The 25697-nt window shown below is 68.9% G+C and carries 24 protein-coding genes; 10 read left to right on the forward strand and 14 right to left on the reverse strand.

Annotated features, from left to right (window positions below; genetic code table 11):
• Positions 1-32: 32 nt before the first annotated feature.
• Complete coding sequence (locus H9652_RS00575; RefSeq protein WP_138827248.1) at positions 33-362, reverse strand: WhiB family transcriptional regulator; 330 nt, start codon at positions 360-362, stop codon at positions 33-35.
• A 150-nt stretch (positions 363-512) separates the two neighbouring features.
• Here H9652_RS00575 and H9652_RS00580 point away from each other — a divergent pair, with 150 nt between their 5' ends.
• The 4 genes from H9652_RS00580 to H9652_RS00595 all read left to right on the forward strand — a co-directional run bounded on the left by H9652_RS00580 (position 513) and on the right by H9652_RS00595 (position 3896).
• A complete protein-coding gene (locus tag H9652_RS00580) occupies positions 513-1292 on the forward strand; it encodes a TIGR03089 family protein (protein WP_225227498.1) in 780 nt (259 codons plus the stop codon).
• 77 nt (positions 1293-1369) lie between these two features.
• Complete coding sequence (locus H9652_RS00585; protein WP_191794165.1) at positions 1370-2242, forward strand: glycosyltransferase family 2 protein; 873 nt, start codon at positions 1370-1372, stop codon at positions 2240-2242.
• Positions 2243-2268: 26 nt separating this feature from the next.
• A complete protein-coding gene (gene rfbA, locus H9652_RS00590) occupies positions 2269-3135 on the forward strand; it encodes a glucose-1-phosphate thymidylyltransferase RfbA (RefSeq protein WP_191794166.1) in 867 nt (288 codons plus the stop codon).
• A gap of 140 nt (positions 3136-3275) precedes the next feature.
• A complete protein-coding gene (locus tag H9652_RS00595) occupies positions 3276-3896 on the forward strand; it encodes a dTDP-4-dehydrorhamnose 3,5-epimerase family protein (protein ID WP_191794167.1) in 621 nt (206 codons plus the stop codon).
• 51 nt (positions 3897-3947) lie between these two features.
• Here H9652_RS00595 and H9652_RS00600 read toward each other — a convergent pair whose 3' ends face one another.
• Complete coding sequence (locus tag H9652_RS00600) at positions 3948-5069, reverse strand: glycosyltransferase family 4 protein (protein WP_191794168.1); 1122 nt, start codon at positions 5067-5069, stop codon at positions 3948-3950.
• A 126-nt stretch (positions 5070-5195) separates the two neighbouring features.
• On the opposite strand from H9652_RS00600, the gene H9652_RS00605 reads away from it, so the two are divergent.
• A complete protein-coding gene (locus H9652_RS00605) occupies positions 5196-5936 on the forward strand; it encodes a glycosyltransferase family 2 protein (RefSeq protein ID WP_191794169.1) in 741 nt (246 codons plus the stop codon).
• Positions 5933-6364 carry a DUF2304 domain-containing protein gene (locus H9652_RS00610; protein WP_191794170.1) on the forward strand — a complete coding sequence of 144 codons (432 nt, stop codon included), beginning with the start codon at positions 5933-5935 and terminating at the stop codon, positions 6362-6364. Before H9652_RS00605 ends, H9652_RS00610 begins: the two co-directional genes overlap by 4 nt.
• A 58-nt stretch (positions 6365-6422) precedes the next feature.
• On the opposite strand, the gene rfbD is transcribed toward H9652_RS00610, so the two are convergent.
• The gene (rfbD, locus tag H9652_RS00615; RefSeq protein WP_191794171.1) at positions 6423-7271 is read right to left on the reverse strand and encodes a dTDP-4-dehydrorhamnose reductase; all 849 of its coding nucleotides are present in this window, start codon (positions 7269-7271) and stop codon (positions 6423-6425) included.
• Between the two features lie 58 nt (positions 7272-7329).
• Positions 7330-8328 (reverse strand): dTDP-glucose 4,6-dehydratase, encoded by a 999-nt coding sequence (gene rfbB, locus H9652_RS00620; RefSeq protein WP_191794172.1) that lies wholly within the window; start codon positions 8326-8328, stop codon positions 7330-7332.
• A gap of 183 nt (positions 8329-8511) precedes the next feature.
• On the opposite strand from rfbB, the gene H9652_RS00625 reads away from it, so the two are divergent.
• Complete coding sequence (locus H9652_RS00625) at positions 8512-9483, forward strand: class I SAM-dependent methyltransferase (protein WP_191794173.1); 972 nt, start codon at positions 8512-8514, stop codon at positions 9481-9483.
• A 66-nt stretch (positions 9484-9549) separates the two neighbouring features.
• Here H9652_RS00625 and H9652_RS00630 read toward each other — a convergent pair whose 3' ends face one another.
• From H9652_RS00630 to H9652_RS00675, 10 genes are all read right to left on the reverse strand, one after another.
• Entirely contained in the window at positions 9550-10395 is an 846-nt protein-coding gene (locus H9652_RS00630) for an NAD-dependent epimerase/dehydratase family protein (protein WP_318243917.1), read from the reverse strand.
• Between the two features lie 118 nt (positions 10396-10513).
• Entirely contained in the window at positions 10514-11479 is a 966-nt protein-coding gene (locus H9652_RS00635; protein ID WP_191794175.1) for a glycosyltransferase family 2 protein, read from the reverse strand.
• On the reverse strand, positions 11476-12594 hold the full coding sequence (locus H9652_RS00640; RefSeq protein ID WP_191794176.1) for a glycosyltransferase family 4 protein: 1119 nt from the start codon (positions 12592-12594) through the stop codon (positions 11476-11478). Before H9652_RS00640 ends, H9652_RS00635 begins: the two co-directional genes overlap by 4 nt.
• Positions 12581-13828 (reverse strand): ABC transporter ATP-binding protein, encoded by a 1248-nt coding sequence (locus tag H9652_RS00645; protein WP_318243918.1) that lies wholly within the window; start codon positions 13826-13828, stop codon positions 12581-12583. Before H9652_RS00645 ends, H9652_RS00640 begins: the two co-directional genes overlap by 14 nt.
• A complete protein-coding gene (locus tag H9652_RS00650; RefSeq protein WP_225227499.1) occupies positions 13825-14640 on the reverse strand; it encodes an ABC transporter permease in 816 nt (271 codons plus the stop codon). The genes H9652_RS00645 and H9652_RS00650 overlap by 4 nt, the downstream gene beginning before the upstream one ends.
• 52 nt (positions 14641-14692) lie before the next feature.
• Positions 14693-15751: an NAD-dependent epimerase/dehydratase family protein gene (locus H9652_RS00655; protein ID WP_191794178.1), complete on the reverse strand. Its 1059-nt coding sequence runs from the start codon at positions 15749-15751 to the stop codon at positions 14693-14695.
• A 60-nt stretch (positions 15752-15811) separates the two neighbouring features.
• A complete protein-coding gene (locus tag H9652_RS00660) occupies positions 15812-17020 on the reverse strand; it encodes an alginate O-acetyltransferase AlgX-related protein (RefSeq protein ID WP_191794179.1) in 1209 nt (402 codons plus the stop codon).
• A complete protein-coding gene (locus H9652_RS00665; protein ID WP_318243919.1) occupies positions 17017-18288 on the reverse strand; it encodes an acyltransferase family protein in 1272 nt (423 codons plus the stop codon). The genes H9652_RS00660 and H9652_RS00665 overlap by 4 nt, the downstream gene beginning before the upstream one ends.
• Positions 18285-20075 (reverse strand): rhamnan synthesis F family protein, encoded by a 1791-nt coding sequence (locus H9652_RS00670; protein WP_191794180.1) that lies wholly within the window; start codon positions 20073-20075, stop codon positions 18285-18287. The genes H9652_RS00665 and H9652_RS00670 overlap by 4 nt, the downstream gene beginning before the upstream one ends.
• 181 nt (positions 20076-20256) lie before the next feature.
• Positions 20257-21849, reverse strand: coding sequence for a DUF2142 domain-containing protein (locus H9652_RS00675; protein ID WP_191794181.1), 1593 nt, complete (start codon positions 21847-21849; stop codon positions 20257-20259).
• A gap of 290 nt (positions 21850-22139) precedes the next feature.
• Between H9652_RS00675 and H9652_RS00680 the strand changes: the two genes are divergently transcribed.
• The 3 genes from H9652_RS00680 to H9652_RS00690 all read left to right on the forward strand — a co-directional run bounded on the left by H9652_RS00680 (position 22140) and on the right by H9652_RS00690 (position 25634).
• Positions 22140-22490 (forward strand): GtrA family protein, encoded by a 351-nt coding sequence (locus H9652_RS00680; RefSeq protein ID WP_191794182.1) that lies wholly within the window; start codon positions 22140-22142, stop codon positions 22488-22490.
• A 190-nt stretch (positions 22491-22680) separates the two neighbouring features.
• Entirely contained in the window at positions 22681-23244 is a 564-nt protein-coding gene (locus H9652_RS00685; protein ID WP_191794183.1) for a hypothetical protein, read from the forward strand.
• Positions 23241-25634, forward strand: a complete 2394-nt coding sequence (locus H9652_RS00690) for an LGFP repeat-containing protein (RefSeq protein ID WP_191794184.1) — start codon at positions 23241-23243, stop codon at positions 25632-25634. The genes H9652_RS00685 and H9652_RS00690 overlap by 4 nt, the downstream gene beginning before the upstream one ends.
• Positions 25635-25697: the final 63 nt, after the last annotated feature.

Here is a 25697-nt window from a genome sequence, read left to right on the forward strand (position 1 = left end):
TTCGCCCGCTCCCGGGCTGCGGGACGTCGCGCTCAGACCACCCGGCGCTTGAGCTTGCGACGCTCGCGCTCGGAGAGCCCGCCCCAGATGCCGAAGCGCTCGTCGTGCTCGAGCGCGTACTCGAGGCACTCGGCCCGCACCTCGCAGCCCGTGCAGACCTTCTTGGCCTCGCGCGTCGAGCCCCCCTTCTCAGGGAAGAACGCCTCAGGATCGGTCTGGGCGCACAGCGCGCGCTCCTGCCACCCCATCAGCCCGTCGTCCACGACCTCACCGAAGAGAGGCAGCACAGGAGCCACCGTCTCTACCGGCCGACCCGCATCCGAGGGAAAGACCCCCAGATCATCGCCCAGCACGTTCCACATGATGCGCCCCTTCATGCCGTTATATGAAAACTGCATTAGAGAAATTACACGCGTGTCATCCACGTCCGTCAAGCCGAAATGTGCTATCCGGGCGATTCGGTGGGTGAAATCACGACGTCGGACGTCTCGGCGCGTCCTAGGCTGGGCCGCATGGCCGCAACCTCGACCCCTCCTATGCACATCGCTGACCTGCAGCGTCTCATCACCCGAGACCCCGGCCGCCCACGCCTGACCTGGTACGGAGACGACGGCGAGCGCGTCGAGCTGTCGGGTGCGGTGCTGCACAACTGGGTCAACAAAACCGTCAACCTCCTCGTCGAAGAATTCGACGCCGCCCCCGGGACACGCGTGCTGCTCGACCTTCCCCCGCACTGGCGCGCGGTCGTCTGGGCGCTCGCCACGTGGCGGACCGGAGCCACGCTCGTGCTGCCGCCGACCACGGAGGGGAGCGCCGTCGTCGGGCAGGAGCAGGACCGAGGCGTCGCCGACGTCGATGTCGTGGTCACCTCGCACCCCACCTCCTGGACGGGCACCAGCGCACAGCTCGTCGCCGTCCCCCTGCCCGCGCTCGCACGCCGGTTCGACGGCGACCTGCCGCCCGGGACCATCGACGCCGGCTCCGCCGTCATGACCTACGGTGACCAGATCGGCTGGGTCGAGGAGATCGACCCGACGGCGATCGCGGTCGAGCCCGCCCTCCGCCACGAGGACCTGGTCACGTGGGCGCTCGCGTGCACCCCACGCCCGACGGCCTCCGAGCCGCGGACGCTCGTCGGCGAGGACCACCCCCTCGTCGTGCTCCGCCGGACCCTGCAGGCGCTGTCCCTCGACGGTTCCGTGATCGTGACGTCCGTCGCGAGCACGACCGCGTTCGCGGACGAACCCGAGCGCCTCGACCGTCTCCGCGCGACCGAACGCATCACCGACTGATTCGCGAGAACCACCACCACACCTGCACGACCTCGTGGTTCGCGAGGACTCCACCGGTCGATAGGCTGTGCGACATCATGAGCAGCTCCGCCGGCGCACCGAACGCCCTCCGTGTCATCTGCGTGATCTACAACCCCGGGCCGGAGCTCGTGGAGTTCGCGACATCGCTCAGGACCGCGACCTCCCGCGCGACCGAGCTCGTCCTGGTCAACAACGGCGGCCCCAGCGAGCTCGCGGAACGGCTCGCGCACGAGCCCGGCACGCGTCTGGTCGAGTCCGGCGGGAACCTGGGCTACGGTCGCGCCGCGAACCTGGGGGCGCGCGGGGCCACCGGCGAGTGGATCGTCGTCGCCAACCCCGACCTCGTCTGGACGCCCGGTTCTCTCGACGCGCTCGTCGCGGCGGGTGCACGACACGAGCGTGCCGGCGCACTGGGTCCTCGGATCCTCAACACGGACGGCACCGAGTACCCCTCCGCGCGCGCCATCCCGTCCCTCCGGCTCGGTGCGGGCCACGCCCTGCTCGGCAGCCTGTGGCCCGAGAACCCTTTCTCCCGCGCGTACCGGAGCGCCAACGCCCCCGGGGACGCGACGGAACGGGTCGCGGGATGGCTCTCCGGCGCGTGCCTCCTGCTGCGCCGTGACGCGTTCGAGCAGGTCGGCGGATTCGACGAGGGCTACTTCATGTTCTTCGAGGACCTCGACCTGGGCGACCGGTTGTGCCAGGACGGCTGGGAGAACGTCTTCGTCCCCTCCGCCGAGGTCACGCACGTCCAGGGCGTCTCGTGGAAGAAGGACCCCGCACCGATGATCCGCGCGCACCACGTCAGCGCGCACCGCTACCTGTCGAGACGGTACGGCGCGTGGTACCAGGCGCCGCTGCGCTGGGCGCTGACCGTGGGCCTCTTCGTCCGCGAGCGGCTCGAGATCCGGGGCGCACGGCGCCGATGAGCGGCACATGCGGCACAATGGCCCGCATGCGTGGAATCATCCTGGCCGGCGGATCCGGCACTCGTCTGCACCCGATCACTCTCGGCATCAGCAAGCAGCTCGTCCCCGTCTACGACAAGCCGATGATCTACTACCCGCTCTCGACCTTGATCCTCGCGGGTATCAAGGACATCCTCGTCATCACGACGCCTCACGACGCCGACCAGTTCCGTCGGCTCCTCGGCGACGGGTCCCAGTTCGGCGTGTCGATCGAGTACACCGTCCAGGCCGAGCCCAACGGGCTCGCCCAGGCCTTCGTCCTCGGCGCCGACTTCATCGGCAACGAGCCGGCGGCCCTGGTGCTGGGAGACAACATCTTCTACGGCCCCGGGATGGGGTCGACGCTCTCGCGCTACGCAGACCTCGACGGCGGCGCCGTCTTCGCGTACCGCGTCGCCGACCCGACGGCGTACGGCGTCGTCGAGTTCGACGCCGACGGTCGTGCGCTCTCGCTCGAGGAGAAGCCCGCCGCCCCGAAGTCGAACTACGCGGTCCCCGGCCTCTACTTCTACGACAACGACGTCGTCGCGATCGCACGCGACCTCGCCCCGTCCGCGCGCGGCGAGTACGAGATCACGGACGTCAACCGGACCTACCTGGAGCAGGGGCGCCTGCAGGTCGAGGTCCTCCCCCGCGGCACCGCCTGGCTCGACACCGGCACCTTCGACTCCCTCGTGGAGGCCTCGGACTTCGTCAAGACGATCGAGCACCGCCAGGGCCTCAAGGTCGGCGCACCCGAGGAGGTCGCCTGGCGCCGTGGCTTCCTGAGCGACGACGAGCTGCGCGAGCGTGCGGAGAAGCTCGTCAAGTCCGGCTACGGGACCTACCTGCTCGGCCTGCTCGAGCGCGACTGACCAGCCACCACGAAGGCCCCCCGGCGACCCCCCGCGGGCCGTCGTCGTCCACGCCCCGGGCTCTCCGGGGCGACGACACTAGACTCGACCCTTGGCCGTGGTGGATGTCCACCGCCCGCAACCGCTGAAGGAGCTGTCCCGTGGAGTATCGCGAACTGTCCGTCCCTGGAGCCTGGGAGATCACCCCGAAGCAGTTCGGTGATCCTCGCGGGGTGTTCCTCGAGTGGTTCAAGTCGGAGAAGTTCGAGGAGTCGCTCGGGCACCGCCTCGACCTCCAGCAGGCGAACATGTCGGTGTCCTCGGCGGGAGTCCTCCGTGGCATCCACTTCGCCGACACCCCTCCGGGGCAGGCGAAGTACGTCACGTGCCCCAAGGGCGCGGTGCTCGACGTCGTGGTCGACATCCGCGTCGGGTCCCCGACCTTCGGGCAGTGGGACTCCGTCCTGCTCGACGACACGGACCGACGGGCGATCTACCTCGGCGAGGGGCTCGGGCACGCCTTCCTCTCGCTCGAGGACGACTCGACCGTGGTGTACCTGTGCTCGACGGGCTACTCGCCGGGTCGCGAGCACGGCATCCACCCGCTCGACCCGGAGGTGGGTATCGAGTGGCCGACGTCGGCCAGGGACGGCTCGCCGCTGACGCCGATGCTCTCGGAGAAGGACCTCGTGGCCCCCGGGCTGGGCGAGGCCGCGGCACAGGGCCTGCTGCCGACCCTCGAGCAGGTCAACGAGCACCTCGAGTCGCTGCGCTCGTCCTGACCGTCTGCGGGCCGCAGGTGGTCGGACCACCTGCGGCCCGCAGCACGCCGATCAACGCACCGAGGCCGCCTCGTAGGTCTCCGCGTGGAGGCCTGCGGCGACGGCCCACGTGAATCCTGCAGCACGCTCCGCCCCCGCCTCGGCCAGGAGTGCCCGCCGCTCGGGGTCGTCGAGCAGAGCGGCGAGCTCACGGCCGATCGACGCCGCATCCGTGCCGCAGTACGCGACCGCGTCCCCACCGACCTCGGGGAGCGACAGCTCCCTCGTCGTCAGCACCGGCGCACGACAGGCCATCGCCTCCAGGACCGGCAGGCCGAAGCCCTCACCCAGGCTCGGGTAGGCGACCACGACGGCTCCGCCCAGGAACGCCGGCAGGTCCTCGAGCGGCAGGAAGCCGGTCCGGCGGACCGTGAGGTGTGCCGGGACCTCGTCGATCACGGCGTCGATCCTCTCGTCCCAGCCTCGCCCACCTGCCAGCAGGAGCACGGGCGGGTCCGCCCGGTCCTCGCACGCCGCGACCCAGCCCTGGATCAGCGCGGGCACGTTCTTGCGCGGCTCGAGCGTGCCGAGGAAGCCGACGTAGGTGGTCGCCGACAGCCCGAGGGACTCCTTGACACGGGTCTGCTCCTCCACGCTCGTCGGACGGAAGAGATCGTGGTCGACGCCGTGGTAGGCGACGGTGAACTTCTCGGGGCGGGCGCCGACGAGGCGAACGACCTCGTCGCGGGTCGCGCGGGACGGGACGACCAGGCGTGCCGCGCGTCGGGCCGCGATCCGGATCGCCGTCCGGAAGAAGACCGCCTTGGACCGCAGGTGCAGCTCCGGGGTCGTGAAGAAGGTCGCGTCGTGCAACGTGACGACCACCGGGGTGCGGGTCAGCAACGGCATCGTGTAGTGCGGGCTGTGCACGACGTCGGGCCTGATCCGTCGGACGAGGGCGGGCAGCCCCACCTGCTCCCAGAGCAGGCGCGCCGGGCGGCGAGCCGTCCAGGCGGGAGCTGCGACGACCCTCGCACGGGGAGCCAGTCGTCGGTAGTGCTCGACGTCGCGACGTTGGACGACGAGCGTGAGGTCGAGCTCGGCCGTGTCGAGCTCGGGCACCAGCTCGTCGACGTAGCGCCCGACACCTCCGCGGTCGGCGGGGACGGCGGTCGCATCGAGCAGAACATGCATGAGCACCTCGTGGAGCAGGGTCGAAGGGAGGACGCCTCACCGCAGGAGCTCTCCCGGGCGGGGCCGGTGCCAGCGTACTTGGTCGTCGATACGGGCCACCGGACGCTCCGACGCTAAGATCCTCCGGTGACCAGTGACCGCACAGCAGACGTTCTCATCGTCGTTCCAGCATGGAACGAGCAAGAGGCCCTACCCGGAGTGCTCGACGAGCTGCATGCAGCCCTCCCCCAGGCCGACTACCTCGTCGTCAACGACGGATCGACGGACCAGACGTCGGTCGTTGCGCGACGGGGACGGACGATGGTGCTCGATCTGCCCGTGAACCTGGGGGTCGGCGGTGCCATGCGCGCCGGCTACAAGTTCGCGGCCCGCCGGGGCTACGACGTCGTGGTCCAGGTCGACGGCGACGGACAGCACGACCCCGCCGACGTCGCGCGGGTGGTCGAGGCCCTGGCCACCGACAACGCCGACATCGTGATCGGCGCACGCTTCGCGGACAAGGGCAACTACGTCGCCCGAGGACCGCGCCGCTGGGCGATGAAGCTGCTCTCGGCCACCCTGTCACGGGTGGTCGGTACGCGGCTGACCGACACGACCTCCGGGTTCAAGGCCTCGAACAAGCGGGCGATCGCCCTGTTCGCGGTCGACTACCCGGCCGAGTACCTCGGCGACACCATCGAGTCGATGGTCATCGCCTCCCGCGCCGGACTGACCATCCGACAGATCGGGGTCGAGATGCGACCTCGAGCGGGCGGGACCCCCTCCCACAACCCTGTCAAGGCAACCCTCTTCCTCGGGCGAGCGGTCCTCGCCCTGGTGATCGCGCTCTCGCGGCCGACCCGTCAGCCGATTGGACAGTCCTCATGAGCGGCTACTACTTCGCCCTCGCCAGCTGTGTCGCACTGGTCCTCTTCCTCGTCGTCCTGCTGCGTCGCAGGAGGCTCCGCGAGAAGTACGCCATGACCTGGATCGTCGTCGCCCTCGGCGTCTGCGTCCTCGGTGCCTTCCCGCACCTGGTGGAGTCCGTCGCCTCCGTGGTCGGCGTCGAGACCCCGAGCAACCTCATCTTCGCGCTGGCCCTCATGGTCCTGCTGGGCGTGTGCATCCAGCTCAGCGTCGAGATCACGGAGCTCGAGGAGGAGACGCGGACGCTCGCCGAGGAGATCGCCCTGGTGCGCTTCGACGTCGAACGGCTCGACGCGGCCGCGTCGAGCCGCCCGAGCAGCGCCACGGACGCCCGCGACGGACAGCCGAGCGCGAACGGTCACGGGACTCCCGGACCGGACGCCCGCTAGCACCTCCCGGTCTCCTACCGGTCGGTCGCCCCCGCGGTCCGTGGGCGACCGACCGGTCTCAGAGACCGAGCACCGACGGAGCCGCCAGGCTCCACCGCTCCTGCCAGGGGCCGATCGGCTCCACCCCCGCCGCACGCAACGACTCGTGCCCCAGGACCGAGTAGGCAGGACGAGGAGCGGGGCGCACGAACGAGGCGCTCGTCGTGGGACGGACGAGCTGCGGATCCATGCCTGCGGCGGCGACCGCCGCGGCGGCGAACTCGTACCAGCTCGTGCCGCCCTGGGACGTCGCGTGGTGGATCCCACCCGGGATCTTCGCATCGACCGCACGGACGACGAGGTCCGCGACGTCGACCGTCCAGGTGGGCTGACCGTACTGGTCGTCGACCACGTCGACCCCACCCCGCTCGGCCGCGAGCTTCACGATCGTCCGCGGGAAGCACGCACCGCCCGCGCCGTACAGGTAGGCGGTGCGCAGGACCAGGTGCTGGGCACCGAAGCTCTGCACCGCCCACTCACCGGCGGCCTTCGTCCGTCCGTAGGCCGTCGCGGGGTCCTGAGGGGCGTCGGCCGCGTACGGTGAGCGCGCCGACCCGTCGAACACGTAGTCGGTCGAGATGTGCACGAGCCGTGCGCCGACGTCCGTCGCGGAACGCGCCAGGTTCGCCGCACCCGTGGCGTTCACCGCGAACGCCTCGGCCTCTCGTTCCTCCGCCAGGTCGACGGCCGTCCATGCGGCGCAGTTCACGACCACGTCGGCCCCCTTGAGGCCGCTCGTGCACGCCTCGGGATCGGTGATGTCGAGATCGGCACGGTCGAGCGCCACGACCGACCGCCCGTCGGCGGTCAACCGTGACACGACGTCCTGACCGAGCATCCCGGCCGCGCCGATGACGATCCACTGCATGGAAGAACTCCTCGTCCTGGCCGGAGCCGGGGATGGATGGATGTGGGAGGGGTGGGACTCAGACCTGACCGGAGCGCTCGTACTTGGCCTCCGTGGCAGCCTTCACAGGACGCCACCACGCCTCGTTCTCGCGGTACCACGCGACCGTGGCTTCCAGCCCGGCACGGAAGTCCGTGTAGCGAGGCGTCCAGCCGAGCTCGGTCCGCAGGCGGCTCGAGTCGATCGCGTAGCGCAGGTCGTGACCAGGACGGTCGTTGACGTGGTCGAAGTCGTCAGCGGGGCGACCGAAGATCTCCAGCAGCGTCCGCACGACGTCCAGGTTGTTGACCTCGCCGTCCGCACCGATCAGGTACGTCTGGCCGATCTGGCCGCCGTCGATGATCGCCCACACCGCAGAGTTGTGGTCCTCGACGTGGATCCAGTCGCGCACGTTGAGGCCCGCGCCGTAGAGCTTGGGCCGGACGCCGTCGATCAGGTTCGTGATCTGGCGCGGGATGAACTTCTCGACGTGCTGGTACGGACCGTAGTTGTTGGAGCAGTTCGAGATCGTCGCCTGCACTCCGAACGACCTCGCCCAGGCGCGCACCAGCATGTCGCTCGACGCCTTGGTGGACGAGTAGGGGGACGACGGGTTGTACGGGGTGCTCTCGGTGAAGCGCTCCGGGTCGTCCAGCTCGAGGTCGCCGTACACCTCGTCGGTCGAGATGTGGTGGTACCGCACGTCGTGCCGGCGCACCGCCTCGAGAAGCGTGTAGGTACCGATGACGTTGGTCTGCACGAAGGGCCACGGGTCGTTGAGCGAGTTGTCGTTGTGCGACTCCGCGGCGAAGTGCACGACGAGGTCCGCGTCGGCGACGAGCGAGTCGACGAGCGCCGCGTCCGCGATGTCGCCCTCGACGAAGGTGATCGCGTCCGCGACCGAGCTCAGGGAGGACTTGTCCCCCGCGTAGGTGAGGGCGTCGAGGACCGTGACCTTGACGTCGGGACGCTCCCGGACCGTCAGGTGGACGAAGTTCGATCCGATGAAGCCGGCTCCGCCGGTGACGAGCAGACGCATAGGGGTGTTCCTCCTGGACGTGGTGTGGCCTGCAAGCCTACCGAACAGCAGCGGCCGCTCCGTGCGCCGGATCGACTGTCCTTCCGGGGAGGCAGGAATGAGTACGCTGTCCACCACCGACCGCGCCGTCGGCGTGGCCCGGCAGCACGACGCCCCGCGCAGATTCGCTAAAGGAGCCTGTGAATGTCATCGAAATACGAGTTCGACTTCGATCCAGCGGTCACCAACACGAGCCACGGGCTCGTCGTGGGGGTGATCCCGGCCGGGAGTCGGGTACTCGATGTCGGGTGCGCTGCCGGATACCTGGGCGACGCCCTGCAGGTGAAGAACTGCACCGTCCACGGTGTGGAGCTCGACGAGGAGGCGGCCGAGACCGCCCGGACCCGGTTGGCCTCGGTCGTGGTCGCTGACGCCGAGCTGCTCGACTACAAGGCCCAGTACGGCGCAGACGCCTTCGACGTCGTCGTCCTCGCCGACGTCCTCGAGCACACCCGCTCCCCCGAGCGGGTGCTCGAAGGCGCGCTCTCCGTCCTGACCGAGACCGGCACGCTCGTCATCTCGATCCCCAACGTAGGCCACGGCTCCCTCCGGCTGGGTCTGCTGCAAGGGCGATGGAACTACACGCCTCTCGGTCTGCTCGACGAGACCCACATCCGCTTCTTCACGTGGGACACCCTCCAGGACCTTCTCGTCGGTGCCGGGCTGAGCATCACCGACGCCTGGATGACCACCGCCGACCCGCTCGCGACGGAGGTCGACATCGATCCCGCCGAGCTGCCCGACGGCATCGTCGACTGGGTACGAGGACAGCCGCTCGCGCTCGGCTACCAGTTCGTCCTCGTCGTCCGACGGGCCGTCGCCGGCGAGACGCCGAGGCGTGTCGAGCCGGTACCCGCCGGATCCGCGGTCGTCCCTCCCGAGAGCCCGAGTCTCCTCTCGGCTCGGGAGGAGGCCGAACAGCTCCGCCGTGCACTGACCGATCGCGACGACGAGCTGCGCACCGCGAAGGAGATCATCAGCCTCCAGGAGGTGACCGCGCTCCAGGACGTCCAGGCTCTGCGCCGTTCGATCACCTGGCGGGTCGGGAACGGGGTGCTCGCACCAGCACGTCTCGTCGCACGCACCGCTCGTCGGCTGACGTCGACCAAGAGCTGAACCCGTCCGCACCGGTCGGGTTCTTGCTCCCTACGTCGGGGCAGGAGCCCGACCTCGCAGGCAGGGCTAGGAGCGCGCGGCGAGGATCTGCTTGATCTTGCCGGCGTCGCCCCAGACCCCCGGCGAGTCGTAGGCGCGATCCGGGAACGCTCCGTACGCGAGCGTGATGTCGTAGCCGTGCCGAGCGATGTAGGCCTCGACCTCGTCGGCCAGGGACACCGGTTCCCCCGTGCAGCAGTTGATGATGCCCGTCACTTCTCGCTGGAGCGAGACCGCCGCGATCTGCTCGGCGAGCTCGCCCACCTCGATGAAGTCGTAGCGGTTCTTCCCGCTGGTGAAGGGGAACTCCTTCTGCCCCGCCTGTGCCGCCGCGGCGATCTTGCCGAAGATCGAGTTGCCCCGCTGGTCGTCGCCGTAGATGTAGTAGCAGCGCAACCACTGCACGCTGACCCCCTTGCCGTCGGTGACGACCCCCAGGCTCCGGCGCAGCGCATCCTTGGCGATCCCGTACAACGAGCGCGGGTTGGTCGGGGTCGACTCGTCGATCGCACCCTCGTGATAGCCGACCTCGTGCATGGTCCCGAGAGCCACCAGGTGGGTCACACCGGCACTGATCGCGGCCTCGAAGAACCGCAGGTGGTCCGGGAGACGACGGATGTGGACGGGGTCGTTGTGGACGAACCCCTTCTCCCACGCGAGGTGCAGCACGGTGTCGACCTCGCCGGCCCGCTCGAACAGCCGCTCCGGATCCGCGAAGATGTCGCCCTCGACGGGGATCACCCCCTTCGGGTACCTCGAGACGGCGTCGGCCGATCGATCCGCCGCCAGTACCGTGACGCCCGCACGCAGCAGGGCAGTCACCACGTGGGCGCCGATGTAGCCGTTCGCTCCTGTCACAAGTATCCGAGTCACGCAGCCATTCTGCCGCATCTCCGCCAGGGGCAGGACCAGCCTCCAGGACGCGGGGCGCGGGGGACGGCACGATCGGGCCGCCCCCTCTCCCGGCGCACCAGCCCCTCGGCGGCCCGGGCTAGTCGCCGAAGGGCGCGCCCAGGCCTCCTTGTGCTTCGAGGCCTCGGCGGGCAGGCCGGGCACGAAGCCGCTCTCCCCCTGCACGCCGCACCGCGTCCACCAGGGCGCGGGCCCGTGCGCGCAGGAGCTCTGGCCGCTCGTCGCGACGCAGGACGTGAAGCACAGGGGCGAGCGCCTGCCGTGCGAAGGCCTTCACCACGACGGGCAGCGGTGCGTAGCGCGCGAACACGAGGAGCGCGTTGCGGTTGTTGTAGTAGCGGAACAGCGCGCTCGTCGAGTCGGAGCTCTGGGCGTGCCGGTGCCAGGCGACGGCCTCCCTCTCGAACAGGATCCGCCATCCCCCTGCACGGAGACGCCAGGACAGGTCCGTGTCCTCGTAGTAGAGGAAGAGGGAGTCGTCGAAGTGGCCCACCTGCTCGAGCGCCGTCGTCCGCAGGACCACGGCGCCACCGCAGAAGCCGAAGACCTCGGGCCGGGCGTCCAGACGCTCGAGGGGTGTGAGCCAGTCGCGGTCCGTGGCGGAGCCGGAACGAGAGACGACGTTGCCCGTCGAGTTGACCAGCCTGGTCCCGTCCGGGGCGGTGTCCTCCAGCAGGAGCAGAGCCGTCACCGCCCCGACGTCCTCGTTCCCAGGGGCCTCGAGCACGTCGATCATCCGACGAACAGCATCCCGGTCGAACCGTGCGTCGTTGTTGAGCAGCACCACGTAGGGGGCCTCGAGATCCTCGAGCCCAGAGTTGACCCCCCCGGCAAAGCCCCGGTTCGTCGAGTTCTGCACGAGCCTCGCGTCCGGGAAGTCCCGACGCACGAGGTCGACCGAGCCGTCGTGGGAGTCGTTGTCGACGACGACGACCTCGAGAGCACCCGGGGGAAGGTCCTGACGGACGAGCGAGTCCAGGCAGGTCGGCAGGAGGTCCTCGCCGTTCCAGTTGACCACGACGGCCCGGACCAGAGGCGTGGTCACGAGATCACCTCCCGATAGGCGGCGGTCGTGGCCGCGACGGCCGCGTCCCACGTGAAACGGGCGCTGTTCGCCAGCCCCGCGCTCGACAGCTCGTCGTGGCGAGAGTCGGCGGCGAGCATCAACGCCTCGGCCAACGCCCGGGTGTCGCCGGGATCGACCGCCAGAGCACTCGCTCCACAGATCTCCTCCATCGACGTCCCGCGCGACGTCACGACCGGCGTGCCATGCGCCTGGGCTTCCAGGACGGGCAGGCCGAACCCCTCCCAGACGGACGGGAAGCAGAACGTCCGGGCACCGGCGTAGGCGGCCTGGAGGTCTTGCTGACTCAGCTTCCCCAGCCGGTGGACCCGGTCGCGACCCAGTGTGCCGACCGCATGGTCGACCTCCTCCGCCGTCTCGCCCCACCCCTGGGGACCGACGAGGACGAGATCCAGGTCGGTGCCCTCCGACCGGAGCGCCCCGTATGCCCTGAGCAGCGCGGGGAGGTTCTTTCGCGGCTCGAGGGTACCGACCCACAGGACATAGGGTCGCTCCAGACCGTGACGTCGCCTGAAGGTGGCGACCTCGTCGTCCGACGTCGGCAGCGCAGCGACCCCGTGCGGGATCACGCGCACCCGGCTCCGCTCGATCCCCGCCGCCGTGCAGTCCTGCGCCGTCGCCTCGGACGGCACGATCACGACCGCGGCCTCGTCCCGGGTGAGCGCGAGCGCGTCCCGGAAGTAGGCCGCACCGTGCTTCGTGAAGTGCTCGGGCTCCCGCAGGAAGGCGAGGTCGTGCACCGTCACCACGAGGGGGGCCGACGCGGGCGGGACCGCCCAGGTCGTGGCGTGGACCAGGTCGGCCGTGCGCCAGCCGGGGACCCGTGGCGCTCGGAGGCGGCGCCAGGACTCGTACAGGGCCCGGCGCGGCAGGTGCGACATGTCGACCCGTACCTCGGGAGCCAGGCCCCGGCGGTCGCCGACCGCCCCGCGGGCCCGGACACCGCGGGGCTGCACCTGACCTGCCGCCGCGAGGCCGTTGGCGAGCTCGCGGACGTAGGTGCCGGAGCCGCCGGGTACGGGCTGCCAGAGCTGTTCGACGACCAGGGCGACGTGCGGGCCGTCAGCTTGCGGCATCGACGACGTCGTCCCTGGGCGACGTGACCATCGGTCGCGGGGGCGTCAGCTTCTCGAAGTGGGAGCCGAACACCACGTAGCCGCCCGACTCCGTCCGGCCCGTGGGCACGACGGTGAAGGTCACACCCCGCAGGAGCCCGTCGACCAGGTGCGACGTCCCCGGCGCCTGGATCGACGCGGACAGGGTGTACGTGTCGGGGCGCAGCGGAAGGCTGGGGATCACCACGTCGATCGATCCGTCACCGGGTTCGATGCTCTCGGGGACGTAGTCGGAGTCCTGGGCGTGATGCCCCCAGATGAGCCTGTCGTCGAGGGTCTGCACCGAGACCCCGAAGACCGGGCGCTCGATCCGCTCGGACGCGGAGTAGTGCAGCCGGATCCGGATCTCGTCGCCCGTCCGGCAGACGTGCGCGTCACGACCGTCCTGGTGGAGCCACTCCATCTGCGTGATCTTCGCCCCGCCGGACCCGATGCGCATGCCCCCGCCCTCGACCGGCTTCGCCAGGTGCGACGCCTCCGAGTAGCTCTCGATGACCTCGTTGACCGGCCCCGTACCCATGAGCCGACCGTGCGAGAGCCACGCGGCCTCGTCGCAGAAGTTGCGCATCTGCTCCAGGCCGTGGCTCACGACGACCACCGTCCGCCCCTCCCGACGGAAGTCGGCGAACTTGCCCATGCAGCGTTCCTGGAACTCCGCGTCACCGACGGCGAGGATCTCGTCGACGAGCAGGATCTCGGGCTCGACGTGGATCGACACCGCGAACCCGAGACGGACGTACATCCCGGAGGAGTAGTTCTTGACCGGCTGGTCGATGAAGTCGCCGATACCGGCGAAGTCCACGATGTCGCCGAACTTGCGGTCGACCTCCTGCCGGTTCATCCCGAGGATCGACCCGTTGAGGTAGACGTTCTCCCGCCCGGTCAGCTCGGGATGGAAACCGGAGCCGACCTCGAGCATCGCAGCCATGCGACCACGGCTGACGATGCTGCCCTTGTTCGGCGTCAGGATCTTCGCGATGCACTTGAGAAGGGTCGACTTGCCCGAGCCGTTGTTGCCCAGGAGGCCGAAGGTCTTGCCCTCCGGGATCTCCAGATCGACGTCCCGCAGGGCCCAGAAGTCCTCGTACTTGGTCCGGTTGCGGTCGACGAACAACGACTTGAGCGACTGGCTCCTGTTCGTGTACATCCGAAACGTCTTCGAGACGTCGTTGACGGAGATGGCTGAGTTGCTCACAGTGCCTCCACGATCCGTGCGCTGTGCTTGCGGAACACCAGGATCCCGACAGCGAGCGCGAGAACCGCCCACGCGAGGCAGCCGAGCCACACTCCGAGCGACGGTGCAGAAAAGTCGTACAAGATGCTCCGATACGCCTCGATATAGAGCTGGGCAGGGTTGAGACGAGCGATCTGTGCGAGCGGGATCGGTTCGCCGTTGAGCTCCCAACCCTTCTCGTAGAGATCGTTCTGGACGCTCACCAGCAGCGTGAGCGGGAAGACGATTCCCGAGATGTAGAGCCAGATCTGGTTGAAGATCCCCCAGAGGTACGACAGGTCACGGAAGTAGACCATGCCGAGGGAGAGCGTCAGACCGACCCCCGTCGCGAAGAGTCCCGTGAGCAGGACGACTCCGAGGAGCAACGGGACGAGCGGAAGCACCCCAGGTCCTCCGACCAGGAGGACCAGCACGATCAGGATGCCGATCTCGGGGAGGTGGTTGATCGTGTTCGCGACCATCTCCGCGACGAGGAGGACCCAGCGGGGGAAGTACACCTTCGTCAGCAGCGCCGTGTTGGAGGTCAGGGAGTTCATCCCCGACATGATGGACCCCGAGAGGTACCCCCAGGCGATGACCCCGATGGCGATCCACACCGCGAAGGAGGTGATCCCCGAGTTCGTCCCCGGCGCGACGCCACCCCGCATCACCAGCCCGAACACGAGCGAGTAGATGGCGATCGAGGCCAACGGGTTGAGCAAGGACCACAGACGGCCGAGGGCCGTCCTCTTGTACTGCGAGCCCAGCTGGCGTCGAGCGAGATTCCAGATCAAGCCGATCGTCAGCCGGAACTCCTCACTCCCCGTAGGTTCGGACGCCGTTCTCTCAGTACTGCTCACTGCCATCGATCCAATCGCACAGTAGGCCAATCCCACGTTCCACCGGCACGGCGGGACGCCATGCCAGGGCGGCCTGCGCCGCTTCAATGTCTGCCACGCCTGATCTGACGTCCCCGTCGCGAAACTCCCCGGTGACATGGGGCGCCGGAGCGCCGTACCGGGCGGCGATCCAGGTCGCGAGCTGCATGATGCTCGTCCCGCTGCCTGACCCGATGTCGAACGGGTCGGCCGTGGAGCTGTTCAGTCCGGTTCCGGCGACGATCGCCGACGCGACGTCGTCGATGAAGACGAAGTCCCGGACGATGTCACCGTCCTCGTAGACCGGGATGGACTTCCCGGCCTTGGCGATCCGCGCGAAGAGCGGGACGATGCCGGTGTAAGGGTTGCTCAGCGACTGCCCCGGCCCGTAGACGTTCTGGAGCCGGAAGAGCACCGAGGCGACCCCCATCGACTGGCACCACGCCGCCACGAGGTTCTCCTGGCACAGTTTAGTCGAGCCGTAGATGCTCGACGGCGCCGGTCGCACGGTCCGCGAGCCGTGCGGAACCGGCTCGAGGCCCGGGAACTCCCACTGCCCGGACGTGAGCATCGCGTGGGAACGCTGTCCCGGATAGCTGATCCCACCGGTTCGCCGGTCCCGCCATGCCCCTTCGCCGTAGACCGCGCGGGACGAGGTCAGCACGATCGACCGCGGTCGCACGTCGCGGGTCGCCAGGGCATCGAGCATCCGCGTGGTGCCGACGACGTTGACGAGCCCGTGACGGCTCGCCTCGGTCAAGGACTGAGCGGTCCCCGTCTCAGCAGCCAGGTGCACGATCACGTCAGGCGTGACGTGATCGAGGAGGCGCTCCCAGTCGGAGGCCACGGTCACGTCCCCGCGGAACAGCTCGACGCGCTGGTCCAGCCCCGGAGGGCGTACCTGATCCGCATGGACCTGCGGGTGCAGGTTGTCCAACGCGACCACCCGGTCGAAACGGTCCGCGAGCGCGGTCGAGAGAGCGCAGCCGATGAATCCGGCTCCTCCGGTCACCACACACGTCGTCATCGATCCGTACTCCCTCCACACATGCCGTGCATGCCCATCCAGGGTCCTCTCACCAACGGATCAGTTGAGGATCGTGGGCGGCTGCAGGCTCAGATATCTCTCCGTCAGCTCGAAGACGACCAGGTCGGCGTCGGACTGACGTGCTGCGTCGAGCACGTTGGCGCGCTGGCTCGGGTCGTCCAGGAAGTGACGGATCTGGACGGTCGACTCGAACGAGCCTGCCCAGAAGGCCGACAGAGCAGTACCTTGCGAGTCGCCGACGACGAGCGCCTTCTTGGCCATCTCGCCCCCGGACGTGGTCACGGGAAGCTCGAGCAGGTCGACGCCGGCCGGCCAGACGAGGTCCGTCGTCGTCCCGTCGCCGGCAACCTTCGTGGTCGTCACGGGGCCGGGGTCGAGCGTCGGTACCGTCCAGTCGTCGCGCGGCGCGGCGCCACCCCCCGCCGCGAACTCGTTCGGCGGGGCCTGGACATCGACCCCGACGACGTCCGCGCTCGCGAGCCCGTCGTAGTCGGAGTCCGGGTACAGGTCCTGGAGGCACTCGCTGATCGACTGCCACGCCACCGATGCCCCGTAAGGGGTCCAGTGGCTGTTGACGGCGCTGTAGACCCACTCGTCCTCGGCAGCGTCCTGCATGGTCCCTCGGACGTCCACGATCGGCAGGTCACCCGAGACGGCGAGCAGCTGGTCGAAGTGGGTCAGACCCCGCAGCGGCTGTGCCCAGTCGGGCAGCATCTCCGGGTAGACGGTTCCCGAGGAGGGGGCGACGACGACGAGCAGGTCGGTCCCCTCGCGGGCCAGCCCCGCACGCAGGTCGGCGAAGTAGTCACGCCACTGGTCACGCTGCTCGTCGAGCCACGGAGCCCGCCCGAGCATGTCGGAGAAGTTGTTGGCCTGCAGGTCCGACCAGAACATGAAGCCCTCGCGGCCGGGGACGCCAGGGAACGGGAGATTCGTGGTGTTGGCCGCGAAGACCGCCTCCGACTCGGGTGTCCTGGGGCCCGTCCAGATCGTCGGGTCCCCCGGGACGAGGTCGGAGCGGCAGGTGTCCGGGGTGTTCGCCTCCACGGCAGCCTCGGCATCGAGCCAGCCCTTGCTCGACGCGAGCCCGAGTCCTGCCATGATCGCGGAGACCACGACGAGGGCCGTGAGCGGGATGTAGGAACGACGCGGCAGCAGCGCGGCACGCGGACGCACCGTGGGCTGCACGGTCGGCGTCGGCTCTGGCACCGGGGTGGGGTCTCCTGTGCCCTGCTGGGTGTCGCTCATGACTGTCCTTCTGCTGACTGCCGCTGCTTGCGCAGCCGACTGGCGTACGGCGTGGACGAGAAGTCCGGGTTGACGAGCTCCTCACGCAAGAACGTGGTGGCCGGCCTCATGAAGGTCAGCCCGCGGTCCAGCAGCCGTGGCGTCCAGTTCTTGAGGCTCATGGCCGGGCTCTCGATCAGGTGCCAGGAGAGATAGGCGAGGACGTGCGTCGCCACGATCACCACGACGTGATAGACCAGCCAGCCGGAGTCCTGGAGGCCGAAGAACGCTCCGAGCGTCATCACGGGCCAGGCCGTGATGTAGATCCCGTAGCTGAAGTCGCCGTGCTTCTCCCAGTTGGTGATCCTTCCTCGGACGGCGAACCACATGAGGAAGTAGAGGAAGCCGAACTGGCCGATGACGTTCCAGCCACCGTAGGCGTACGTCAGTGCCCCGAGAGCGAGCGCACCGATCGCCAGGCGGTCGTCGACCGGGATGCGGTCGCCGAACAGGGTGAACAGGACCCCGAAGCAGAACGGAGCGAGGAACATCAGGAGGAACGGGTCCGAGAAGATCGGGTTGACCGACCACAGGGTGCCGGCACCCGACCACTGCATCGCGTTGAGCACCAGGACCACGGCGCAGAAGATGCCGCCGATCATCCGGTTCGCCAGAGCACCGAAGAGTCCCAGCACGGCGACGACGATGTACGCCAGGAACTCGTAGCGCAGCGTCCAGGCCGAGCCGTTCCAGTCGTACCCTCCGTGGAGCTGCGAGTACGGGAGCTCGGCACCCATGCCGGCGATGTTGCGCTGCCCCAGGTCGAGCCACATGTTGTTGTAGAAGTAGGTGAGCGGGGACTCGAAGTTCACGCTCCAGTAGCCGGTGAGCGACCCCGTCGTGTGCCACCAGGCGATCGGCGCGAAGACGAGGACCACGAGCAGGAGCGTCGCCCAGAACGCGGGGAAGATGCGTAGGCAACGACGCCACAGGTAGCGCCAGATGGTCGACGAGCCCATGCGCGAGCGCGCGATCAGGAATCCGCTGAAGAAGAAGAAGCCGGCGACGGCCACGCCGCCGATCGACTGCTCCGAGCTGATCTGGACGCCGAGGTCGTGACCGCCGTAGAAACCGGCGATCGGACCAGCGTGGCTGAAGATCACGAGGAACGCCATGAGCCAGCGCAGGAACCCGATGCTGTTCGCACGCGGGTCGAAGGCCTCGACGAGCGAGAGCGGCCCGCCCTGGAGCCTCAGCTTGCGCGGGACGGAGAACACACCAGCAGTCACGTGAGGTCCTCGTCCGCTCGCTTCTCGGCCGTCGTGCCGCCCTTGATGCTCCGGACCACGGCGCCAGGAAGGCGACGGACACCTCGAGCACCCCTGTAGGCAGGGCGGAGGATGTTGGCTGCGCGGGGGTGGCGCAGCGCGACGGAACGCTTGATCGCAACCAGCACGTTCGGCAGCCCGGTGATCGACACCAGGTACTCGTACTGCTCGGTGATGGTTCCAGGGAGGCGGGAGCTCAGGGCGCTGAGCTTGTACTCCAGGAAGTTGTAGTTGATCGCGGCGTTCGTGGTGTTCATCACCGAGTGAACAGTGTACTTCTCGGAGAGAGACGCATAGCTGAACAGCCGCTCGACCACGTGCGCGAGCGATCCGTCCCCGTACTGGCCCTCCATGGGGAAGTCCGCCCAGCGGAACCGGGCGTCGAGCAGCGGCCTCAGCGCCTCCGGCCGGAAGTAGAACATCGAACCGTAGGGCGACAGGGGCGTGTTCGCGTCGAAGGGAACGTCGATCCCGAGTCGCTTGGCGAGAGCCGCGGCCGGCTTCTTGTTGCTGTACCAGGCCTTGCCGAGCGTGGGATAGCCGATCTGCACCACCGGGGGGAACACCATCCCGACGGACTCGTCGTCACCGAAGAGGTCCAGGACGTTCTGGACGTACCCCGGGGAGCTGAGCAGGTTCTCCATGAGGTGGCGCTTGAACCACTCCCCGACCGCGAAGCCGTCCTGGGCGGACTTCTTGGAGTGGACCTTGAGCATCACGTCGTACTTGGGGTCCTGGAGGACGTCACGGAGCCCGATCAGGAACGCGGTGATGTCACGACCGCGGTTCGACTCGAGGACCCGGACGTCGAACTGCTCCCGCCCCCGCGCGGCGAGCCGACGCTCGATGTACTCCTTCTTGATCGCGTCCGTCGTCGTGATGTACAGGTCGTACGGGACGGGCACGTTCTCGACCGAGTCCATCATCTCGTCGATCATCGACTCGTAGAAGACGTGCATCAGGACGGCCATGGAGAGGTTCGCACCGCTCCCGGTGCCGGTCGGCACGTCGGGAAGCACGTGCGTGAGCGTCATGTTCGTCGACACGACCCGCGGCTCGGCAGTGTGCGAGATGTTCTGCCAGACGAACCTCAGCGGGTAGTCCGTCGACTTGACCTTCTCGATGACGTCCCGGCCGATGACGGCGTTGTCGTTCAGGTACAGCGGGTCCTGGAAGAACAACCTGCGCTTGATGATCGGGCAGCGGTCGTTGAGCAGCAGCACCGGCAGGTCGATGGCCGGGTGCTTGCTGGGGTAGTTGCGCTCGGGGAACGCCACCATGCTGCCGAACCCGAGGCTCTCGAAGTGATGGGTGAAGCGGGCCTCGTGATGGTCGACCGAGTCGTTGTACGACTCGATGAGCGGCATCGTCGCCCAGTACTCACGGAACGCGTCGGTGTCGAAGAGCGAACGACGGACGGCGATCCAGTGGGACTGGATGTGCGCGTGCATGGTCTTCTTCGCGGCGAACGGGTGGGGCGTCACCGATCCGTGGTCGGTCAGTCCCCAGAAGTCGACGTTCCAGGTCTCCGAGCGCTCGAAGACCTCGGCGAACGGGTAGATCGGACCGAAGAACGTGTAGTTCATGAGGATGAGCTCGTCGTACTCGCGCAGCCGTTCGGCACCGAAGCGCGCCAGGGCGTCCTGGTAGCCCCCGACGTCGTATCCGACGTTCTCACGCTCGACGATCTCGCTGACGAGAGGCGCTATGCGCGCACGCGAGTCGTCGTCCAGTGGGCCGTTGGACACGAAGACGATTGTCTCGACGCTGCGTCCCAGGTCCTCAAGACAGTATGGGATGTAGTCGTCCGCATGACCGTCGGCGGCCCAGAACAGGTAAAAAGCAACGCGCTTCAATCGATTCCTCCGTATCGCGAACTCGCTCGGCAGAGCCGCGCCGAGGACTGCACGATGCTACCCCACCCCTGGACTACGACCGGGTGGGCTCCAGGGCCTGCGGTGCGGTCGCGACCTCGGCAGGTGCGGCCGTCCCACCCGTCGCCGGGTCCGGCGTGATCTCGACGGCGCCAGGCCGCCGAGGACCGGACAGGGCGATCAGGAAGGCCGCCACCGCGACCCCGTAGATGACGACCGCAGGCATGAACCCGAGGTTCGACGACCAGGCGGGGTCCGTCGTCGCGTAGGGGCCGTCGATGCCGACCGCGTAACGACGGGCCGTGCCGTAGAAGGCCAGCACGTGGGCGACGCCGAGCGCCGGGATCATGCCTCGGGCGATACGTTCCGCGACGCTGGTGCCCTCTCCCCCACCCGGTGCGGAGATGAGCCAGGCCGCCAGGAGAGGCAGACCGATCGCGATCGGGAGCGTGTACCTGCCCTGCCAGACCAGCCCGGCGTCGGCAGCCCCGGGGAGCTGGATCAGCATCGGCCCGACGACGACGCCCACGAACAGCACGCACAGGGCGAGCTTGCCCGAGACCTGCCCGCGACGCTGCAGCGCGTGTGCGGCCAGCATGCCGAGAGAGATGGTCCAGACGAGGAGGGTCAGGAGAGGAACAGGAGAGTCGAACCACCCCTGGTTGCCGATCATCTGCTCGTACTGCCTGCTCAGGGAGAGCACCATGTCGGTGACCGCCAGCACCCGGTCCTGGTACTGCGGCCAGATGCCCTCACCCGTCAACAGCGTCCCGTAGCGCAGGGACCACAGGATCGCGGGCAGAGAGACCGCCGCCACGAATGCGAAGCTCCCGAGGAGCAGCGGACGTCGGTCCCGCCAGAGCGCGCCGAGCTGACCGCTGCCCAGGGCCGCGATCGCGACGATGACGATCGCCCAGAGCGGGGACAGCCCACGCACGTTGGCGAGCACCGCGAAGCTCACGGCCGCGATCGCGTACACGTGCTTCGGCGCCTGGCCGCGGGCACGGAACACGGCCCAGATCGACGCCCAGGCGGCGAAGGCCGCCGAGATCTCGAGCCCGTTGGGGTTGATGGTCCCGAAGAGGAACAGGGACATCGGGGTCAGCGCGGTGACCGCTCCCCACCGCACGACCCGGCTCGCACGGGTGGCCCGCAGCGCGATCAGCCCGGCGACGACGAAGATCGTGGACACCGCGCCGGACACCAGGCGCATGACCAGGATCCCCGGATCGGCAGGCATGAGAGTGCTCGGCCAGCCGACGAGCAGGTAGTAGAGCGGCGGGTAGTGCCCCGCTGCGGTCTGGGCCTCGGCGAACGACGTGTGATCACTGGGCAACGCCGGCATGCACGAGGCGTCCTGGTCCGGGATCGCCACGTAGCAGCCCAGGTCGGCCACGGTTGCGTAGTCGGCGGGGATCTCGACCGTCGTCATCGCCCCCGGGATCATCCACGTCGTCGGCCGAGGACCGATGTCCCCGACGAGCTCCCCGTGAGCCACCGCCACGGCCTTCACGGCGTGGCTGGGCTCGTCCGGCGAGGACATCGCGGGGGTGGCGATCGCCCACAACGAACACATCGCGAAGAGCGCGGCCGACACGACGAGCCAGCGCAGACCGTCCATCGGCCGACGCACGGAGTGACGCGTCACGCCGCCACCCGCCGGTCGGACGCCGCTGCACACCTGAGCACGGCACAGGTGTCGGTACGGGGCGCTGGGGTCTGCGACGCTTCGCCGAGGAGGGGGAACTTCATGGCGGCCACTATAGTCTGGGGCTGGTCCGCCTCCCGGGTGGCCAGGCGAGGCCCGGCGCAGGGGCGCACGGCGAAAGGTGGCACGAAGCGATGACCGAGGTACAGCCGAGCGACGACGTCTCCGCCCCCCGGCAGGAGGCCTCGAAGGCTGATTCCATGCCTCGGCGCCTCGCGAGACACCCTCTGGTGAAGTACATCAGCATAGGGGGCCTATGTTTTGTCATCGATGCTGGCCTTCTCTGGTTCTGCACCGGCGTCCTGGGCTGGGACGTCTGGTTGGGAGCGACGATCGGGTACTGGACCGGGGTCCTGGTCAATTTCACGCTGAACCGCACGGTCATGGCGCGCGAAGGTGGCAACCTTCTGCGACAGACCACCCGCTACGGGATCCTGCTGGGGTTCAACTACCTGGTCACCCTCGCGTTCCTCCACCTGACGGCCATGCTCGGCATGCCGGTCGTGGCCGGCAAGACGGTCATCGTCGCGGCGAGCACGTGCTGGAACTACCTGCTCTACAGGTTCTGGATCTTCGTCTGACCGACCCGCGCGCCGGGGTGACGACCTGCCCTCGACGCGCCGTCCCGTGGTCGGCGACCTATCCTGCCAAGGAACGCCGCTCCCGCATTCGTCTAGCCCGACCGGACGATCCATCGACGCCGGTGCACGTCCGGACGGACCGGGCTCCTCGATCGTCGCGAGCCGCCCACCGGACCCAGGAGGCGCGCCCATGACCATCAAGGCAGTGATCTCGACCACGGCACTCGTCCTCGTGCTGGCAGGCGTCGCGAGCGGGTGCTCGACCGGCGGACAGAGCCCGGAGGGGGCCGACACCTCCTCCCCGACCGCGGTCGAACCGAGCCCCACGACCACGGACGACGCGGTCTCTCCGGACCCCGGTCCGTCCTCGCCCGCCCCGTCCGCCCCGTCCACCCCGTCCCCCTCGCCCACCTCCGCTCCGGCTCCCTCGTCGTCCCCGGGCCCGGCCAAGCCGACGGTGGGGAGCATCGACGTCATGATCTCCAACTCGACCTGGGACCCTGCCGCGGGAGTGGTCGTGCGGGGGTTCGCCGACACCGTCGACACGGAGGCGACCTGCACGCTCGAGCTGTCCCTGTCCGGGGTCGTCCGGAGCGTCACGTCCGAGGCCCTCGAGGGGCCGACGACGATGTCCTGCGGCGAGCTGATCGTGAGCTCCGCCGAGGTCTCCCCCGGTGACTGGACCGCGGTCCTCTCCTACGAGTCGACGACGGCGTGGGGGGCCTCTGCTCCCGTCGTGGTGACCGTGTCATGACCGGCCCGGGTCCGCGCTCAGGGCGCGCACGCTCCCTCCTGGCCGCTCTCACGTCGCTCGCGCTGGTGCTCACCGGTGCGCTGTTCTCCACGGCCCCGGCCTCCGCCGTCTCGGGCTCCGACTTCAACCCGGGCTTCATCATCTCCGACGCCGTGTTCTACGACTCGGGCGCGATGAGCACGAGTCAGATCCAGTCGTTCATCGAGACGAAGGGGGCCCGGTGCACACCTGCGGCGGGCAACACCTGTCTCAAGAGCTATCGCGAGTCGACCAACACGATCCCTGGTGACAGCTACTGCGCGGCCTACCAGGGAGCGCCGTCGGAGACCGCGGCGCAGATCATCGCCAAGGTGTCGGTCGCCTGCAAGATCAACCCGCAGGTTCTCCTGGTCACCCTTCAGAAGGAGCAGGGGCTCGTCACGTCGACCGCCGGGAAGCCGGCGGCGACGTTCCGCCGTGCTCTCGGCTACGGGTGCCCGGACAACGCAGGGGGCTGGTGCGACCCGAGCTACTCGGGCTTCTTCATCCAGATGCAGCGCGCAGCCCGTCAGTTCCAGCTCTACAAGGCCCGGCCCACCAGCTACTCCTACGTCGCGGGCCGGACGAACACGATCCTGTACCACCCGAACACCGCGTGCGGGACGACCCAGGTCCACATCCAGAACCAGGCCACCGCGGCGCTCTACAACTACACCCCCTACGTGCCGAACGCGGCGGCTCTCGCCGCAGGGTACGGCACGGGGAACTCGTGCTCGAGCTACGGGAACCGCAACTTCTTCCTGTACTTCGGCGACTGGTTCGGCTCCTCCGGGTTCGTCATCTCCCCCTACATCTGGAACTGGTACCAGGTGGCGAGCAACAGGGCCGCGGCCGGAGACCCGACGACGGCGGCCTCGGTGGTCGCGGGCGGGGTCAGGCAGGGCTTCCAGGGCGGCTCGGTGTACATGTCCGGGTTGTTCGGGGTCCAGATGGTGCCCGCGGGGCTGCTCGACCTCTACTACAACACCCTGGGCGGGCCGGCCGGCGTGCTGGGGTTCCCCACCGGCTCCCACTCCGGTCCCGCCGGCGGGCTCTCGCAGCCGTTCCAGAACGGGACGATGTTCATCTCCGGAGCGACGGGGTTCACGTTCGTCTCAGGGTGGATGCTCGACGTCTACACGTCGAACGGCGGACCGGCCGGTGCTCTGGGCTTCCCGACGACCCCGGGCTCCGTCGTCGCCGGTGGGCTGACGCAGTCGTTCCAGGGGGGGACGGTCTGGATCTCCGGCTCCGCAGGCGTGCACACCCTCCCGCCCGCCGTGCAGACCGCCTACGTCGCCGCTGGCGGGCCCGCCGGGCCGCTCGGCTTCCCCACGGGTCGGACGACCTCGGACGGGGTCGAGGTCCACCTGTTCCAGCACGGTGCGATCTACGGCTACGGCGGCGGCTACCACCCGGTGTCCGGGTGGATGTACGACCTCTACCGGGCCAACGGCGGGACCAAGAACCCGTTGGGTCTGCCTGTCGGGGGCCAACGGGTCGAGGCTGGTGGCATCGTCCAGACGTTCGAGCGCGGGACGGTCTACATCGCCGGTTCGACGGGCATCCAGACGGTCCCCACGGCGATCCAGACCGTGTACGCGTCGACCAAGGGACCGGCGGGCCCCCTCGGCTTCCCGACGGGCCCTGCGACGACCGCGAACCCCGTCACCTACCAGCCCTTCCAGTCCGGGGTGCTCTACACCGACGGGAGGTCGAGCGGGTACGTCGCGCGGGGGATGATGGCCGACGTCTACGCCTCACGTGGTGGCTACAAGGGGTCGCTGGGCCTCCCCACCAGCAACACGAGCTTCGTAGGAGGCGGGATCGTCCAGGCGTTCACGAGCGCCACGGTGTACGTCTCCGGCTCGGGCGGCATCCAGAGCAACCCGACCGGAGGCCTGGCCGAGATGTACTTCCGGTCCCTCGGCGGTCCGACCGGGACCCTCGGGTGGCCCGCGGGTCCTGAGCGCGGCGTCGCGGGCGGGATCGTCCAGCCGTACACGAAGGGCACGATGTACATCTCCGGCTCGACGGGGTTCAACTACTCGTCGGGTTGGATGGGTGACGTCTATCGGGACCGCGGAGGCCCTGCGGGCACTCTCGGGTTCCCGACGAGCAGCCCGCGCGTCGAGGCGGGTGCGATCGTCCAGTCCTTCCAGACCGGGACGATCTACATCGCGGGAACGACGGGGATCCAGACCGTCCCCACGGTCGTCCAGGCGGCGTTCGTCGCGAACGGCGGTCCTGCTGGTCGCCTCGGGTTCCCTGTCGCCGCGGCGGTGGTCTCGGCCTCCGGGACGTCCCAGCGGTTCCAGAACGGGACCATCACGGTGTCGTCGGCCGGGGCCGTCACGGTCACGCCGGGGTAGGTTCCGGCGAGGCCCCGAGCCTCGGCACGGGTCGGTCGGGCCCCGCACCGCACACCAGCGGTG

This window comes from Oerskovia rustica (assembly GCF_014836555.1).
Taxonomy (GTDB): Bacteria; Actinomycetota; Actinomycetes; order Actinomycetales; family Cellulomonadaceae; genus Oerskovia; species Oerskovia rustica.